This is a genomic window from Xenorhabdus sp. KK7.4, assembly GCF_963876465.1.
Lineage (GTDB): Bacteria > Pseudomonadota > Gammaproteobacteria > Enterobacterales > Enterobacteriaceae > Xenorhabdus > Xenorhabdus stockiae.
The window spans coordinates 215369-230876 of sequence record NZ_CAWNQF010000067.1 but is presented as its reverse complement, the minus strand read 5'-3'; the positions used below and the strand labels follow the sequence as shown (position 1 = coordinate 230876).

General features: G+C 43.1%; 16 protein-coding genes. 12 read left to right on the top strand and 4 right to left on the bottom strand.

Annotated features, from left to right (window positions below; all coding sequences use genetic code 11):
• Nucleotides 1-157: 157 nt before the first annotated feature.
• The 10 genes from ompR (at nt 158) to AACS90_RS08950 (ending at nt 9358) form a co-directional block, all read left to right on the top strand.
• Nucleotides 158-877: an osmolarity response regulator transcription factor OmpR gene (gene ompR, locus AACS90_RS08995; protein ID WP_099120363.1), complete on the top strand. Its 720-nt coding sequence runs from the start codon at nt 158-160 to the stop codon at nt 875-877.
• 42 nt (nt 878-919) lie between these two features.
• The gene (locus AACS90_RS08990; protein WP_099120362.1) at nt 920-1930 is read left to right on the top strand and encodes an ATP-binding protein; all 1011 of its coding nucleotides are present in this window, start codon (nt 920-922) and stop codon (nt 1928-1930) included.
• Nucleotides 1931-2164: 234 nt separating this feature from the next.
• Entirely contained in the window at nt 2165-3205 is a 1041-nt protein-coding gene (gene pstS, locus AACS90_RS08985; protein WP_099120361.1) for a phosphate ABC transporter substrate-binding protein PstS, read from the top strand.
• 30 nt (nt 3206-3235) lie between these two features.
• A complete protein-coding gene (pstC, locus tag AACS90_RS08980) occupies nt 3236-4210 on the top strand; it encodes a phosphate ABC transporter permease PstC (protein ID WP_371635093.1) in 975 nt (324 codons plus the stop codon).
• Nucleotides 4211-4215: 5 nt separating this feature from the next.
• Nucleotides 4216-5130 (top strand): phosphate ABC transporter permease PstA, encoded by a 915-nt coding sequence (gene pstA, locus AACS90_RS08975; protein ID WP_099120360.1) that lies wholly within the window; start codon nt 4216-4218, stop codon nt 5128-5130.
• Between the two features lie 21 nt (nt 5131-5151).
• Nucleotides 5152-5931: a phosphate ABC transporter ATP-binding protein PstB gene (pstB, locus tag AACS90_RS08970; protein WP_099120359.1), complete on the top strand. Its 780-nt coding sequence runs from the start codon at nt 5152-5154 to the stop codon at nt 5929-5931.
• Between the two features lie 26 nt (nt 5932-5957).
• Complete coding sequence (gene phoU / locus AACS90_RS08965; RefSeq protein WP_099120358.1) at nt 5958-6674, top strand: phosphate signaling complex protein PhoU; 717 nt, start codon at nt 5958-5960, stop codon at nt 6672-6674.
• 110 nt (nt 6675-6784) lie between these two features.
• Nucleotides 6785-7645: an ABC transporter substrate-binding protein gene (locus AACS90_RS08960; RefSeq protein ID WP_099120357.1), complete on the top strand. Its 861-nt coding sequence runs from the start codon at nt 6785-6787 to the stop codon at nt 7643-7645.
• 200 nt (nt 7646-7845) lie between these two features.
• Entirely contained in the window at nt 7846-8583 is a 738-nt protein-coding gene (locus AACS90_RS08955) for an amino acid ABC transporter permease (protein ID WP_099120356.1), read from the top strand.
• Nucleotide 8584: 1 nt separating this feature from the next.
• A complete protein-coding gene (locus tag AACS90_RS08950) occupies nt 8585-9358 on the top strand; it encodes an amino acid ABC transporter permease (RefSeq protein ID WP_241538166.1) in 774 nt (257 codons plus the stop codon).
• 66 nt (nt 9359-9424) lie between these two features.
• On the opposite strand, the gene AACS90_RS08945 is transcribed toward AACS90_RS08950, so the two are convergent.
• Nucleotides 9425-10288 (bottom strand): alpha/beta hydrolase family protein, encoded by an 864-nt coding sequence (locus AACS90_RS08945; RefSeq protein ID WP_099120355.1) that lies wholly within the window; start codon nt 10286-10288, stop codon nt 9425-9427.
• A 197-nt stretch (nt 10289-10485) separates the two neighbouring features.
• Here AACS90_RS08945 and AACS90_RS08940 point away from each other — a divergent pair, with 197 nt between their 5' ends.
• Entirely contained in the window at nt 10486-11175 is a 690-nt protein-coding gene (locus AACS90_RS08940; protein WP_099120354.1) for a helix-turn-helix transcriptional regulator, read from the top strand.
• On the opposite strand, the gene AACS90_RS08935 is transcribed toward AACS90_RS08940, so the two are convergent.
• From AACS90_RS08935 to AACS90_RS08925, 3 genes are all read right to left on the bottom strand, one after another.
• Nucleotides 11176-11562, bottom strand: coding sequence for a cupin domain-containing protein (locus AACS90_RS08935; protein WP_099120353.1), 387 nt, complete (start codon nt 11560-11562; stop codon nt 11176-11178).
• 199 nt (nt 11563-11761) lie between these two features.
• Nucleotides 11762-12877: an acyltransferase family protein gene (locus AACS90_RS08930; protein ID WP_193757117.1), complete on the bottom strand. Its 1116-nt coding sequence runs from the start codon at nt 12875-12877 to the stop codon at nt 11762-11764.
• A gap of 377 nt (nt 12878-13254) precedes the next feature.
• A complete protein-coding gene (locus AACS90_RS08925) occupies nt 13255-14748 on the bottom strand; it encodes an MFS transporter (RefSeq protein ID WP_099120351.1) in 1494 nt (497 codons plus the stop codon).
• A 105-nt stretch (nt 14749-14853) separates the two neighbouring features.
• Between AACS90_RS08925 and AACS90_RS08920 the strand changes: the two genes are divergently transcribed.
• Entirely contained in the window at nt 14854-15405 is a 552-nt protein-coding gene (locus AACS90_RS08920; RefSeq protein WP_099120350.1) for a TetR/AcrR family transcriptional regulator, read from the top strand.
• Nucleotides 15406-15508: the final 103 nt, after the last annotated feature.

Genomic DNA, 15508 nt, shown 5'->3' with positions numbered 1-15508 from the left:
GGAGCAAGGAAAACAGGGATGAAAAACAGAAACATAAGTAATTATTGCCAATATTGCAAATATTCTTAAAATACATGGCGTTAGTGTTATTTTAAGGCATGGATTTTCTGTAAGAATAATGGATATTGCGGGCATGGAGCATCTTGGGAGCTGACACATGCAAGAGAGTTATAAAATACTTGTTGTTGATGATGATATGCGTTTGCGGGTATTGCTGGAACGCTACTTATCGGAGCAGGGTTTTCAAGTTCGTTGTGTTGCAAATGCAGAGCAGATGGACCGCTTATTGACCAGAGAATCTATTCAATTGATTGTACTGGATTTAATGTTACCGGGAGAAGATGGGCTTTCAATCTGTCGCAGATTAAGGAGTCAGAATAACCCGATCCCTGTCATTATGATCTCTGCGAAAGGGGAAGAAGTTGACCGGATTGTCGGTCTGGAAATCGGAGCGGATGATTATCTGGCAAAGCCCTTTAATCCACGGGAATTACTGGCACGTATCCGAGCAGTGTTGCGCAGACACTCTAATGAATTATCCGGCGCACAGACACCGGATAATGCCGTCGTGACGTTTGGTAAATTTAAACTGGATCTCGGGACGCGAGAAATGTTCCATAAAGATGAACAACTGTCCCTGACCAGTGGTGAATTTTCTGTACTGAAAGCGCTGGTGTCTCATCCCCGTGAACCGTTATCGCGGGATAAGCTGATGAGTCTGGCCCGGGGCAGGGAATACGGTGCAACGGAACGTTCTATTGATGTACAGGTTTCCCGTCTGCGCCGTCTGCTTGAAGAAGATCCGGCACATCCCCGCTATATCCAGACCGTTTGGGGATTGGGATATGTTTTCGTTCCTGACGGTAATCAAGCATAAATCGTAATAAGGTACCTGATAAGGAATAAGTGGAAGTACGTTATGAAAAAGTTCAGGCTCTCACTGCATCATAAATTCTCCCGTGCTCTGGTCTGGGCACTGGCGATGCCGTTGAGCAGCCTGATGATCAGTTATCTGTCTGCCACCATGCTGGCAAGGCAGGAAGGCATTTCATTTATTACCGTATTCCCGTATATCCTGATTAGCACACTATTGTCAGTACTCCTCGTTGCCGCAATGTGCTGGCTTTACCTTCGGGCACAAAGGCGTCCTTTGGCCGCCATACAGCAGGCAATCATCAGGACAGGAAAAGGAAAAATCATCGCACCGTTACCTGAATCGGGCACATCCGGCACCCGGTCGGTTATCCGTGCCTTTAACCAAATGTCGGTGGCGCTTAAGTCGCTGGAGGATGATCGGGCTATTTTTATAGCAGGTCTCAGCCATGATTTACGTACTCCGCTGACACGGATACGGCTGGCGATGGAGTTGATTGGCGGAGAAAATGATTTCCTTTGTGAATCCGTGAATCATGATATTGAAGAGTGTAATGCAATTATTAGCCAGTTCATCGATTATCAGCGGGCCGGGCAGGATACGGCAAAAATTCGTTGTGAGTTAAATCAGCTCATTAAGGAAGTGATGATGGCAGAAAAGGCCGAAATTGCAGATAATCTGTCTGTTATTCCGGTTTTCATTATGGCCGACCCTCTGTCAGTGAAGCGTGTACTGGCGAATATGCTCACTAACGCTCAGCGTTATGGTAATGGATGGATCGGTATCAGCACTGGAAAAACTGAAAAATTCGGCTGGTTTCAGGTGGAAGATAATGGCGCTGGTATCACAAAGGAAGACATTGATATTTTGTTCCAGCCTTTCAGGCAGGCAAAAGCGCATAGCATGAATAACCGCCATAATCACAGTGGCGTTGGGCTGGGGCTTGCTATTATCCGCCGTATCATCGACATGCATGACGGATATCTTGATGTGGGCAGAAGTGAAAGAGGAGGCTTATCCATTCGGGCTTACATCCCACTAGCGGCTGATTCCTGAGTTCCTCATTCTGAACCGGTGTCATAAAAATGTCATAATTCGTACATTTTGCTGTCATCAAAGTGACTTATTTTTCCCTCCAGAATCATCTTTTTATACTCGGTAAACTTCAAGTTTCAACGGGCAATATGAGGCGAGTCCTTATTTCTACCCGAATCTTGAAGTTGAATTGGTATAAAACCAAACTACTAACAGTTGTTTTTGATGAATGATGTGTCTCTTAGCGGAGGGTGTATGAAACCAATGCGTTTCACTGTAGTAGGTATGATGGCAGCAGCATCAGCTATGGTATCTGTCTCTTCATTTTCAGCAACCAGCCTGACAGGAGCCGGAGCGACTTTTCCGGCACCGATATATACCCAATGGGCTGATTCCTATCAAAAAGAAACCGGCAACAAAATCAATTATCAGGGAATTGGCTCTTCGGGTGGCGTAAAACAGATCATAGCTGGTACGGTTGATTTTGGTGCTTCAGATGCGCCACTCACCGATGAAAAACTGGCATCTGAGGGTTTATTCCAGTTTCCTACTGTAATCGGTGGCATTGTGCTGGCGGTGAACCTTCCGAATATCAAATCAGGCCAGCTGGTGCTGGATGGTAAAACGCTGGGAGATATCTATCTCGGCACCATTAAGAAATGGAATGATCCCGCCATTGCGAAACTGAATCCGGATCTTAAACTACCTGATCAGGACATTGCCGTTATTCGTCGCGCGGATGGCTCTGGTACTTCATTTGTCTTTACCAGCTATCTATCTAAAGTGAATAGTGACTGGAAAACAAAAGTCGGCGCTGGTTCTACAGTGAAGTGGCCGACCGGGCTGGGAGGTAAAGGCAACGATGGTATTGCCGCATTTGTTCAGCGTTTACCCGGTTCCATTGGCTATGTTGAATATGCCTATGCGAAACAGAATAACCTTGCTTATACCGGGTTGATTACCGCTGACGGAAAGACAGTTGTTCCCACTGAGGCCAATTTCAGTGCGGCGGCAAAAGGTGCTGACTGGAGTAAAAGTTTCGCACAGGATCTGACTAATCAACCGGGCGAAAATGCGTGGCCAATCACTTCAACGACATTCATCCTGATCCACAAGCAGCAGAAAAATGGCGCAAATGGTGCAGAGGTTCTGAAGTTCTTCGACTGGGCTTATGAGAAAGGAGGCCGACAGGCGAAAGAGCTGGATTATGCCGTGTTGCCGCCGGATGTTATCAAACAGGTACGGGCAGCATGGAAAAGCAACATAAAGGATAAGCACGGCAACGCCCTGTACTAGCTCCTTATCGGGTGGAAACTGATAACTCAAATGGGAATTGAACGCATGGCAAAACATAAAGCCAGTTTACAAAAAGCTCCGGGCAGGTATGGCGATATCATTTTCAGTGTACTGGTCAGGCTGGCTGCGCTGATGACGTTATTCCTGCTGGGAGGCATTATCATTTCGTTGTTTGTTGCTTCCTGGCCGAGTATGCAGCAGTTTGGAATTGCTTTCCTGTGGCAGAAAGACTGGGATGCGCCGGCAGAGATCTTTGGTGCTCTGGTGCCGATTTACGGCACATTAGTCACCTCGCTCATTGCCCTGATTATTGCCGTTCCGGTTAGTTTTGGTATCGCTCTGTTTTTGACAGAACTGGCACCAAACTGGCTGAAACGGCCACTTGGAGTGGCAATTGAGTTACTGGCGGCCATTCCCAGTATTGTTTATGGCATGTGGGGGCTGTTCGTGTTTGCCCCGCTTTTTGCCACCTATTTTCAGCAGCCTGTCGGTGCAGTGTTGTCGGGTATTCCCATTGTAGGGGAACTGTTTTCCGGCCCGGCTTTCGGTATCGGTATTCTGGCTGCGGGGATCATTCTTGCCATTATGATTATTCCCTATATTGCTTCTGTGATGCGTGATGTCTTTGAACAGACTCCTGTCATGATGAAAGAGTCGGCTTACGGCGTTGGCTGCACAACATGGGAAGTGATCTGGCATATCGTCCTGCCTTACACCAAAAATGGTGTCATCGGTGGTGTTATGTTGGGGCTGGGACGGGCATTAGGGGAAACGATGGCGGTGACTTTCATTATCGGTAATACCTACCAACTGGATAATTTTTCGCTTTATATGCCGGGAAACAGTATCACTTCTGCGCTGGCAAACGAATTTGCCGAAGCTGAGCCGGGCCTGCATACCTCTGCTCTGATGGAGCTGGGGCTGATTTTATTTGTGATCACTTTTATTGTTCTCGCGTTGTCAAAACTGATGATTATGCGTCTGTCCAGAAATGAGGGGCGCTAAATAAAATGGCGATTACTGATAAACGAAAAAATGGTAGTGCTGGCTCAGAAAGCCATGCCAGCCGCAACCGAAGGCAAGTTTGGCGGCGTCAGAAAAACCGCCTCGCCCTGTTTCTGTCTATGGCAACAATGGCATTTGGTCTGTTCTGGCTGGTCTGGATTTTAATTTCTACAATCACCAAAGGCATTGATGGCATGTCTGTGGCGTTATTCACTGAAATGACGCCACCACCTAACAGCGAGGGAGGCGGGCTGGCAAATGCTATCGTCGGCAGCGGGCTACTGATTTTCTGGGCAACGGTATTTGGCACACCTTTGGGAATTATGGCGGGGATCTATCTGGCTGAATATGGCCGTCGCTCTTTGCTGGCTGAAATGGTTCGTTTTATTAACGATATCCTTCTTTCGGCCCCCTCTATTGTGGTAGGGCTATTTGTTTACACCATAGTGGTCATGAAGATGCAGCATTTCTCCGGTTGGGCAGGGATTATTGCGCTGGCTTTGTTACAAATTCCCATTGTTATCCGCACAACGGAAAATATGCTGAAACTGGTGCCGAATAACTTACGTGAAGCCGCTTATGCACTGGGAACACCGAAATGGAAAATGATCACGGCGATCACGTTAAAAGCCTCCATATCCGGCATTATTACCGGTGTCCTGCTGGCTATTGCCCGTATTGCCGGTGAAACTGCGCCTTTGTTGTTTACTTCCCTTTCTAACCAATTCTGGAGCACAGACCTCAGCCAACCCATTGCTAACCTGCCCGTCACCATTTTCAAATTTGCCATGAGTCCATTTTCGGACTGGCAGCAGCTGGCATGGGCCGGTGTTTTGCTGATTACCCTGTGTGTACTGTTGATTAATATTTTGGCTCGGGTTTTGTTTGCCAAAAAGAAATTTGCCGATAAGAAATTCTGAAACTGAAGAGAGAAGCTGTTGATGAATAAGGTTAATAATGATGTGGCAGGGAGTAAAATTCAGGTACGTGATCTGAACTTCTATTATGGCAAATTTCATGCCCTGAAAAATGTGACGTTAGATATTGCGCAGAATAAAGTGACCGCTTTTATCGGCCCTTCAGGGTGTGGCAAGTCAACATTGCTGCGCACCTTTAACAAAATGTATGAACTGTACGGAGAACAGAGAGCAGAAGGTGAAATCCTGCTTGATGGGACGAATATTCTGGCCGATAAACAGAATATCGCCTTACTGCGGGCTAAGGTGGGAATGGTTTTCCAGAAACCGACACCTTTTCCGATGTCGATTTACGACAATATTGCGTTTGGAATCCGTTTGTTTGAAAAACTCTCAAGAGCTGAAATGGATGAACGGGTGCGATGGGCACTGACAAAAGCGGCATTGTGGAACGAAACAAAAGATAAACTGCATCAGAGCGGTTATAGCCTGTCAGGAGGCCAGCAGCAGCGTTTGTGTATTGCCCGAGGTATTGCCATTCGTCCGGAAGTGTTATTGCTGGATGAACCCTGCTCGGCCCTCGACCCGATTTCTACGGGGCGTATTGAAGAGCTTATCAGTGAACTGAAAGCGGAATATACCGTTGTGATCGTGACTCATAATATGCAGCAGGCAGCGCGTTGTTCTGATTATACGGCTTTTATGTACTTGGGTGAGCTGATTGAATTCAGTGACACTGATATTTTGTTCACCACACCCAAAATGAAGCAGACCGAAGATTACATTACCGGTCGTTACGGTTGATACAGGCAGAAATGGGGTAGCTAAAGATGGACAATCTGAATTTCGGCAGGCATATCTCAGGCCAGTTCAACGCTGAACTGGAACATATCCGTACTGAACTTATGGCGATGGGTGGATTAGTGGAGGAGCAGCTGAGTAAAGCGATTCTGGCGATGCACAATCAGGATAGAGAGCTGGCTCAGCAGGTCATTGAAGACGATGAAAAAGTGAATATGATGGAAGTGGCAATAGATGAAGCCTGTGTTCGAATTATTGCCAAGCGTCAGCCGACTGCCAGTGATCTGCGCCTGATTATGGTTATCTCAAAAACCATTGCGGAGCTTGAGCGCATTGGTGATGGAGCGAATAAAATCTGTCAGACCGCGCTGGAGCGTTTTTCTCAGCAGCATCAACCGTTGCTGGTCAGTCTGGAATCTTTGGGCTGGCATACCATCCGAATGCTGCATGATGTACTGGACGCCTTTGCTCGCATGGATTTGGCAGAAGCCATTCGTATCTATCGTGAAGATAAAAAAGTGGATCAGGAATATGAAGGCATTGTCCGCCAGTTAATGACCTATATGATGGAAGATCCGCGTACCATCCCAAGCATCATGACCGCACTCTTCTGTGCCCGCTCTATTGAGCGTATCGGCGATCGCTGTCAGAACATTTGTGAGTTTATTTTCTATTACGTAAAGGGGCAGGATTTTCGTCATATTGGTGGCGATAAACTGGAAGAGCTGCTGACAAAAGATGAGTGATTTTTATTCCAAAATAATATAAATATAGTATTTTATATTATTTCATGTGCTATGCCGAAATTGATAGCTTTTGTTAAACAATGAACAATTATTGATAACAGGGGTGTCCAATGAAATACCGCAATCAATCTCGGCGTAATCAATCCCGAATAGCACTGACTGCATTACTGACCAGTCTGGTATTGGCTTCAGGTGTCGCTAAGGCAGATAAACTTGATGATATAAAAAAAGCAGGCACAGTTCGTATTGCGGTATTTGATAGTAACCCACCTTTTGGTTTTATCGATCCTCAAACAAAAAAACTGGCAGGTTATGATGTGGATATCGCCAATGCCATTGCCAACGATCTGGGTGTAAAACTGGAACTGCGCCCGACCAATCCCGCTAACCGTATTCCACTCCTTTCATCCAAAAAAATTGATTTAATTGCTGCGAACTTCACGATTACCGATGAACGCGCAAAACAGGTGGATTTCTCCATTCCTTACTTTGCCACAGGGCAAAAATTTATTGCACGTAAAGGCGTTCTGACTAACCCGGACGATATCGCTAAACTGCGTATCGGGGCAGATAAAGGGACAGTACAGGAAATTACGCTGCGTGAACGTTATCCAACGACCAAGGTTATCTCTTATGACGATACTCCGCTGGCATTTGCTGCATTGAGAAATGGTAATGTTCAGGCGATCACGCAGGATGATGCCAAATTAGTTGGCCTGCTGGCCAATGTGCCTGAGGCGCAAAAAGCAGATTTTGAAATCTCTCCGTTCAGCATTACCCGTGAATATCAGGCAGTAGCGGTTTCAAAAGGAGAAACCCGTTTGGTTGACTCTGTAAACCAGACATTGCTGAAACTGGAAAAAGAAGGCGCAGCCGAAAAAATTTATAACCGCTGGTTTGGCCCTGAAACAAAATCGGCTCAGCCGCGCGGTGATTTCAGATTCGCTCCGTTAAACAATCAGGCAGAGTAATAGATAGCACCTGAAATGACAGCGAAAGCCAGCCCCGTCTTTGCACGGGGCTGTGCCGTTTTGTTGAGTTGCCCGTCGTCTTTCAGGTTGCCTCTTTTCTTTGTTGGCTACGCTCACTCACCCCGAGTTCCCTTGCCGCTGCGATGCAACTCGAAATCCATAGGGTATAGGGTGAATATTATTAATATGGTGAACGCGTTATGTTTGAGCAATTTCTTGGCGAGCACTTACTGGCTCCTGAATATCTGCAATGGCTCTGGCAAGGGTTTCTGATTACGTTGTGGATCTCTGCTTGTACTATTGCTTCTTCTACCTTATTAGGTTTTGTCATTGCGGCTGCACGGGACAGCCAGATCCAGCCATTGCGTTGGCTGGTTACAGCCTATGCCTCGATATTCCGTAATACGCCACTGTTGGTACAACTATTTTTCTGGTATTTCGCCTCCGGCCAGATTTTGCATCAGGCCGCTATGATCTGGCTGAATACTTCCCATGAAATCACACTGGCAGGTTTAACACTGGAATGGCCTTCATTTGAATTTCTGGCGGGGTTTATCGGTCTGACGCTCTATTCAGCGCCTTTTGTTGCGGAAGAGCTGAGAGCAGGCATGCAGGGGATTGGGCGTGGGCAAAAATATGCGGCTCAGGCTCTGGGCTTAACTGGCTGGCAGGCGATGCGCTATGTTGTGCTGCCACAAGCACTGAAAATTGCTATGCCGCCCCTGTTAGGGCAGTACATGACTATCGTTAAGAACTCATCATTAACGATGGCGATTGGTGTGGCTGAACTTTCCTATGCTTCCCGTCAGGTAGAAACACAATCCCTGAAAACATTTGAAGCGTTTGGTGTTGCGACAGTGCTTTACATCGCGATTATTGCGGTGATGGAAGGCTGGGGGCAGTGGCGTCAGCAGAGAATACTGGCGAGAGGGCATTGATATGGATTTTACTGTTATCGCTGAAAACTGGCGCTACCTGCTGCTGGGCACATTTCCTGACGGGCCACTGGAAGGAGCCGCATTAACACTGATAATCAGCCTGATGGCCGGAGCAATCTCCATTGTTTTGGGAATTGTGTCAGGCGTTGCACTGGCAATGCTGCGCGGTTTCTGGGTAAACCTGCTGGCGGCGGTGTTGGGGTTTTTCCGTGCTATACCGGTTATTATGCTGATTTTCTGGACTTACTTCCTGTTGCCGGTGGTATTGGGAATGGAAATTCCCGAAATTACAACGGTTGTCTGCGCACTGGCTCTGATCACCTCTTCTTATCTGGCTCACGGTGTTAAAGCAGGTATTCTGGCAATCGGAGAAGGCCAATGGCGAGCAGGGTTGTCTTTGGGCTTTAATCGCTGGGAAGTGTTGTGGCATATCGTTTTACCACAGGCTTTGCGCATGATGGTGCCTTCGTTTATCAACCAGTGGATTGCATTAATCAAAGATACCTCACTGGCTTATATTGTCGGCGTGGCAGAACTGTCATTTCTGGCAACACAGGTTAATAACCGCAGTATGGTTTATCCGATGGAAGTCTTTTTATTTGTCGCATTAGTGTATTTCGTGATGTGTTTATCACTGGAATTAACAGCAAACTATGTGGCTCGTCGTTTCTCAGTGAAACGTGAGAGAAAGGGGGCTATGTGGTTTTGGGGAATCACTGACAGTCTTCGGATGGCATTCAGACAGAAAATGAATCGTTCTTCAGAAAATTGTTAGTTACAGTTAGGACTATACTGGCTGGAAATAAGTGTCCCAACTAAATTATATTAGTTGGGGCATTGACTAATGATATATATTAAAAATAAATTCTTTTATTTCAGCACATAGTGTGGGCTGGTATTTTAGCCTATCAAATCCAGCAGGATCTTGAGATGGCGGGAAGTTAATATTGCTCATATGTGGTGGGAATGGGCTTTGAAAAGAGTGATGTCCTGCATTTTCAACGATTTTGTGCTGAACATTGTGATTATCTTCGAGAACTGATGTACATAATATATCCGATAAATAATCTTTTTCCGCTGTAAACAAAAGTATTGGAATATTGATATTATTTAAGGAACCTTTGTAATTAAACCACCCACATGCCGGAGCCAGTAATATCAGTGAACAAATGCGGTTATCGTATGGAACGGTAATTTTTTCAATTGATGGACTTTCTGTTTTCTCCGGTGGTCTAGCCGGTATGCCTCCACTAACAGCAAGGCCCGTATAGCCTCCCATTGAATGTCCAATAAATGTTATCTTGTCTTTTAATAAGTGATTGCTTATTGATTCATTACTAACGATATGATCAATAACTAATTTAATATGTCGTGGTCTGTTTTCTAAATTGACCAATGTTTCGGCCAGAGAGTTATCAAAATGACAATTTCCCGGATGTTCTGGTGCTAATACCGCATATCCAGCTTTAACAAGTGAGCATATAAGATCTCGGTGAGTTAGGGATGAGCTGCCACTGCCGTGAGATAAAACAATCAAAGGTATTTTATCTCCGTGAATTGGGGCGTTTATTGCTACGGAGATATTATAAAGTCCGAACTTTTCTGTTTTCTCTTTTTCTGTTGTTGGATAAAAAAAGTGAATTGGTATAAATGTACTTTGTTTATTATCGTACACTTTACTATTTATATACCCTATTTTTTTCATAAACTATCTTATCTCCTTAAAATTTAAAAAATACTCATAATGAGCTATTTTGATCTAACTGATTATTATTTAACTTATCTATCTAAGCAGTTAACCTTATTCAGCGAAACCGGGGAAAGCTATAGTAATATAATTCATATTTGAAGTTATAAATATGGAAAATAAAAAATCACAGGATAATTTTCAGAAGGTAGCATATGAATTGTTCGGTAGAAAATTTGATCAAACCGCTGATAAATTTTTGGGAAATCAGTGACGAGCCATGGGGCGCGAAAGATCACACATCAAAATTTATATATGCCAATAAAAAATATTACGAATTACTTTCTTTACCTAAAGGCTATGATGTAACAGGGCGTTTTGATGGGGAACTCCCAGCACCTACTGCTAATTTTCAGGAAGAATTTCAGCTACATGACAGAAAAGTTGAAATTTTATTAGATAGAGTTACTTCTATTGAAATTCATCCTTTCCAAAATCTTCCTTACCTTCAACCATGGTATTTCGATAAGTATCCGATAATTGATGGAAATGGGATATGCAGGGGCACTATTTTCCATGGCAGACCTGTAGATACAATGACACTGGAAAAACTCAACAAAATAGATATGCCAGCATCATTAGTATTTACGCCTCCATCTGAGTTTTTTAGTAAAAGAGAATGGGAAATAGTATTTTATATTCTGCAAGATTTTTCCACTAATGATATAGCTGAAAGGCTACGACTCTCTGCCAGAACAATCGCGAATCATATTCAAAATGTATATAGAAAAACAGGGATAAAATGTAAAAAAGATTTAGTGGCATATTGTTATGAAAATAACATTGCTAACTATATCCCTGAAAGTTTTTTCAGGGAATCACAGTCTATTACTTTTGAAAAATAATTATTCACATATGTCTGAAAAGCATACTCTATCATGGGACAGGTGGGATTCTGGGCATAAAAATATTAATTCCACTTTCTCATGAGCGACAAGTTGATGTGCTGTATTCGGATAAATACAGAAAATAGATCCTTGGGAGAAGCGCTTTTTTTGGACATCATTAATATCATTATTTACTACCTCACCTGTCCAGATTTCGCCTTCACCAGAAAGTATTATGTACCATTCATCTCCAATACTGTGGTTATGGCACCCAACTTTTTTACCTGCATTGATAGACGTAGCATAAGCATTTAAGCCTTCTTTTTTTATCATATGCCTGACAGAAATACCCACTGCATCATCTTTGATGGCATCTTCTGTAGAAAAGCTAGCAAAATCTATCACAATTACATCCTTATATTTAAAATGAGATCTTTTTACTCTTTTTTGATTGAGTATAAAAATTTAACATTTACTCATATGTAAAAAAATAAATTTTTTTAATTATCAGAATCATGTCTCATTTATATTAAAGATTTTGCTATTTTTACCTATATTGGGTGATGGGGTGTTTTTTCAGAATTGGTAGTAATATATGCCAATGTTATTGGCTATTAGATGAAGGTTTGATTTTATATTTCATAAATCTTGCTTCAATATTATTGTATGTTATGGTTGCGGTAACGATGACGATAAGATAGATACTTAATGCCAATAAATTATTGAGGAAAATATTTCCGGTAGTCAAGTTTCGCCTTCCTGCGATGAGTTGAGTTAACTCTATACCCGTTTTTTTCTGGATAATAAACATTATTGTTGTAATAATTAATATTATTGCCACATGAACCATATAAAGAGAATAAGATATTTTACCTAAATGCTGCATGTATTTATTAAGGAAAAAAGAGGAAATAATACCTCTTTGATATGCCAGGGTGAAAATAGTAAGGCAATAAATAACAGTGCAGATTATTTGCTTGGCTTCATATTGGGAATTGACAAAATAAATGAGAAGCGCCACACAGAGAATTTCTAAAATAGTTGCCGTAATAGTGCTTATTTTTATATCAGAGAAAATCCTGAAAATACTATAGGTAAATGCTCCAGCAAAAAAACTTGATACTCCTCGTGTAACAGCTTGTTGTAACATATGGTTGCCACTGACAAGCAGCCATAAAGTGGTTACAGATATTAATAGCCATATTATCGGGGCGATATTCATTTTTCTAAAAGTAATAATTGTTAAATACAGTATAATATATGTATAGAATTCGACACTGAGACTCCACGTAGGGTAATTAAAGGTCAGATTAAGATAATCTGTTGTGGGAGTCCATGATTGAATTAAAAAGAGATTGGGTAAAATCCCGGAGGGGGCAGTTCTTCCGGTAAATGGTGTTGCATCAAAATGAATACCAGAATTTTTTTGAATCAATAATCGACAAAATTCCAGAAATATAAATATCAATAACATTAATATGTGAAGAGGGAATATCCTGAAAAAACGGGAAGATATATATGGAGTAAATTTTACATCTCTATATGCATAGGTATGTGTCAGCACAAACCCACTGAGTACAAAGAAAAGTTCTACAATAATATAACAGGTACGAAAAAAGTGAAGTTCAGTAAATGCACCGACAATATGTAAATGACCAGTCACAACAATTAAAGCTCCGATTCCTCTGACTGCATCCAAAGATTCAAATCGCTTCATCATATCCATCTCATTCAATATGTAAATTTTAACTATGTACAATTAAAAATAATTATTTTTTAATAAAATTAATATATTTAGTGACTTCATAGTATGTAAAAAGGAGATTAATCACCGCTATAAAAAAGTGGCCGGAGTTATCTTTTATCTTAATATTTTTTATCGTTAGTGTGTGACAGCCTAAATAGGCATTGAAACCAATATCTGCATAATGCCCACAAATTTTCGATATGGTCAAGTTTCATTTTATGGCAATAACTATGATTTATATTTGAATTAATTTAATGAATTTTTTTGGGTGACGGTTCTATATGATTATTCGAAATAATTTGAAAGTGGCGTCCTCAGAAATGATTGTTTACGCCACTTTTTAAGATAAGTTAGCTGCGCTTTTTCGGGGTAAACAGCGCAATTATGGTAGCGCTTAACAACAACAATGCACCTGCTATGGTTAAAACGGACAGGAATGCGCTATCAAAGGCCAGTTTTGCTGCCTGAAGCAATGATAAAGCCATATCGCCTTTTAGCCCTTCTGCGACGATAATCGCTTCATCAATACTATTCTGCAATGCACTACTGACTGATTCTGATACAGCGATATCGGCTGGCAGGGTAAATGCTGCTGTATAAATTGCCACCAACAGGCTACCGAGTACTGCAACTCCAATCAGGCCACCAAGTTCATAGGCGATTTCTTCAATTGAAGCTGCTGTACCTGCGCTATGCTCGGGGGCGCTGAACATGATGGAGGTAGAAGCTGCCGTCATCGCAGCACCGACACCGAATCCAATCATGGAGAATGTTGTGATTTGTACCAACACTCCGGACCGGAAGCCAATGAGATAGCCAAAAATACCTAATCCCGCCAGAAAAAGTGAAAGCCATATAATTCTTCCTGAACCCAATTTGGGTATGGCAAGACCCGCTAATGGCCCGGCAACGAAAGAAGCGAGTGGGATAGGTAGGATAAATAATCCTGCCTGTAAAGGCGATAAACCAGCAACAAGTTGCAGTCGCTGACTGACTATTAATTCAACTCCCATCAGGGCTGCGGTGCTAACAAAAGCGGTCGCGACACCTGTAGCAAAACCATAGGATTTTAATAAAGTAAAGTCTATGATCGGTGCAGGTGAACGACGTTGCCGATAAACGAACATCATCGTGAATATCATCCCGATTGTACTGGCTATAATGGCAGTTCCCATTGATGGGGCTTGTTTGCTGATTTCTTTGATAGCAAAAGTAATGCCAATCAGCCCGATCATAATTTGGACGGAGGCCAGCAGGTCGAATTTGCGTTGTGGATTACTCTGGCTTTTCGTAATAGTGAATAGGGCGAATATCAACGCAATAATGACGATAGGGACGTTGATCAGGAAAACGGAACCCCACCAGAAATATTCCAGCAGTATTCCTCCGATGACGGGACCGAGTGCCGCCCCCCCGGCAGCAACAGCTGACCAGATACCGATGGCAAGAGCGCGTTCTCCGGGTTCTTCGAAAGCCTGACGGATTATTGCGAGTGTGGCCGGCATCATCATTGCGGCACCGATAGCAAGTATCACTCGTGCGCTGATCAACATACTGGTATTCGGAGAGAATGCTGCCATCATTGAGGCAATACCGAACACGGCTAATCCGGTAGTAAACAATTTCTTGGCACCAAAGCGATCACTTAGAGCACCCGCTCCGGGAAGCAGGCCTGCAATGGTTAATGAATAAGCATTCATGATCCATAACTTCTCAGTGGAAGATGCTCGTAAATCGTATGTTAAACGTGGTAAAGCTGTATAGAGGACTGTCATGTCGATGACAATCAGCAAAAGTGCACTGGAAATAACAGCCAGCACAAGCCAGCGAGTATTTGATTTCATGAAAGAACTCATCAGTGTGGTTTAGGGATCCTGTATCGCCAACCCTTGACGGTACAAATTGCGCACATTATAAATACATACGTATTGAATTAAAAGAGAGTAATAATGGGACGACGTAAAACAATTGACCGGAACATTCTGCTGGATGCAGCAGAACAAATTGTCACCACACATGGGGCAGCGGCGCTTACCATTGATGCGGTAGCAAAAGCCGTTGGGATCACTAAGGGCGGGGTTCAATACAGTTTTAATACGAAAGATGCACTTATTGAGGCGATGTTTGAGCGTTGGGGGCTTAGCTACGAGGAACAATTCCATAAAATAGCCGGAGAAGCTCCCGAGCCACTGACTGCAATACGTGCGCACATTGAAGCAAGTCAATGTTCCGATGAAGTGTCATCGGCGAAAGCGGCAGGACTGATGGCATCGTTACTGCAAACACCGGAACATCTGGAATCAACCCGTGACTGGTATCGTGAGCGCATCGCTAATCTGGATACAACAACAGCAGAAGGTCGTCGGGCGCGTTTAGCTTTTTTGGCGACAGAAGGTGTATTTATTTTACGCTTCTTCGGCTTGATGGATATTGGTAAGGATGAATGGGCGGATATTTTCAGCGATATTCTGGAGATGGCACCTTCTGAAAATAGTGAATAAAAACAGCGTCCATTAGTGCAGTTCGTTAATAATCACTTTGTGATATAACTTATTGATTGTGCTCATAGCAATCGTTTTCTTTTTTGATCTTTTAGGATAACGA

What these genes read in the sequence shown, in the direction of transcription:
- ompR (WP_099120363.1), top strand. Translation starts at nt 158, where the DNA reads ATGCAAGAGAGTTATAAAATACTTGTTGTTGATGATGATATGCGTTTG.
- AACS90_RS08960 (WP_099120357.1), top strand. Translation starts at nt 6,785, where the DNA reads ATGAAATACCGCAATCAATCTCGGCGTAATCAATCCCGAATAGCACTG.
- AACS90_RS08920 (WP_099120350.1), top strand. Translation starts at nt 14,854, where the DNA reads ATGGGACGACGTAAAACAATTGACCGGAACATTCTGCTGGATGCAGCA.
- pstA (WP_099120360.1), top strand. Translation starts at nt 4,216, where the DNA reads ATGGCGATTACTGATAAACGAAAAAATGGTAGTGCTGGCTCAGAAAGC.
- AACS90_RS08990 (WP_099120362.1), top strand. Translation starts at nt 920, where the DNA reads ATGAAAAAGTTCAGGCTCTCACTGCATCATAAATTCTCCCGTGCTCTG.
- pstB (WP_099120359.1), top strand. Translation starts at nt 5,152, where the DNA reads ATGAATAAGGTTAATAATGATGTGGCAGGGAGTAAAATTCAGGTACGT.
- AACS90_RS08945 (WP_099120355.1), bottom strand. Translation starts at nt 10,288, where the DNA reads ATGAAAAAAATAGGGTATATAAATAGTAAAGTGTACGATAATAAACAA.
- AACS90_RS08940 (WP_099120354.1), top strand. Translation starts at nt 10,486, where the DNA reads ATGAATTGTTCGGTAGAAAATTTGATCAAACCGCTGATAAATTTTTGG.
- pstC (WP_371635093.1), top strand. Translation starts at nt 3,236, where the DNA reads ATGGGAATTGAACGCATGGCAAAACATAAAGCCAGTTTACAAAAAGCT.
- AACS90_RS08925 (WP_099120351.1), bottom strand. Translation starts at nt 14,748, where the DNA reads ATGAAATCAAATACTCGCTGGCTTGTGCTGGCTGTTATTTCCAGTGCA.
- AACS90_RS08955 (WP_099120356.1), top strand. Translation starts at nt 7,846, where the DNA reads ATGTTTGAGCAATTTCTTGGCGAGCACTTACTGGCTCCTGAATATCTG.
- AACS90_RS08950 (WP_241538166.1), top strand. Translation starts at nt 8,585, where the DNA reads ATGGATTTTACTGTTATCGCTGAAAACTGGCGCTACCTGCTGCTGGGC.
- phoU (WP_099120358.1), top strand. Translation starts at nt 5,958, where the DNA reads ATGGACAATCTGAATTTCGGCAGGCATATCTCAGGCCAGTTCAACGCT.
- pstS (WP_099120361.1), top strand. Translation starts at nt 2,165, where the DNA reads ATGAAACCAATGCGTTTCACTGTAGTAGGTATGATGGCAGCAGCATCA.
- AACS90_RS08930 (WP_193757117.1), bottom strand. Translation starts at nt 12,877, where the DNA reads ATGATGAAGCGATTTGAATCTTTGGATGCAGTCAGAGGAATCGGAGCT.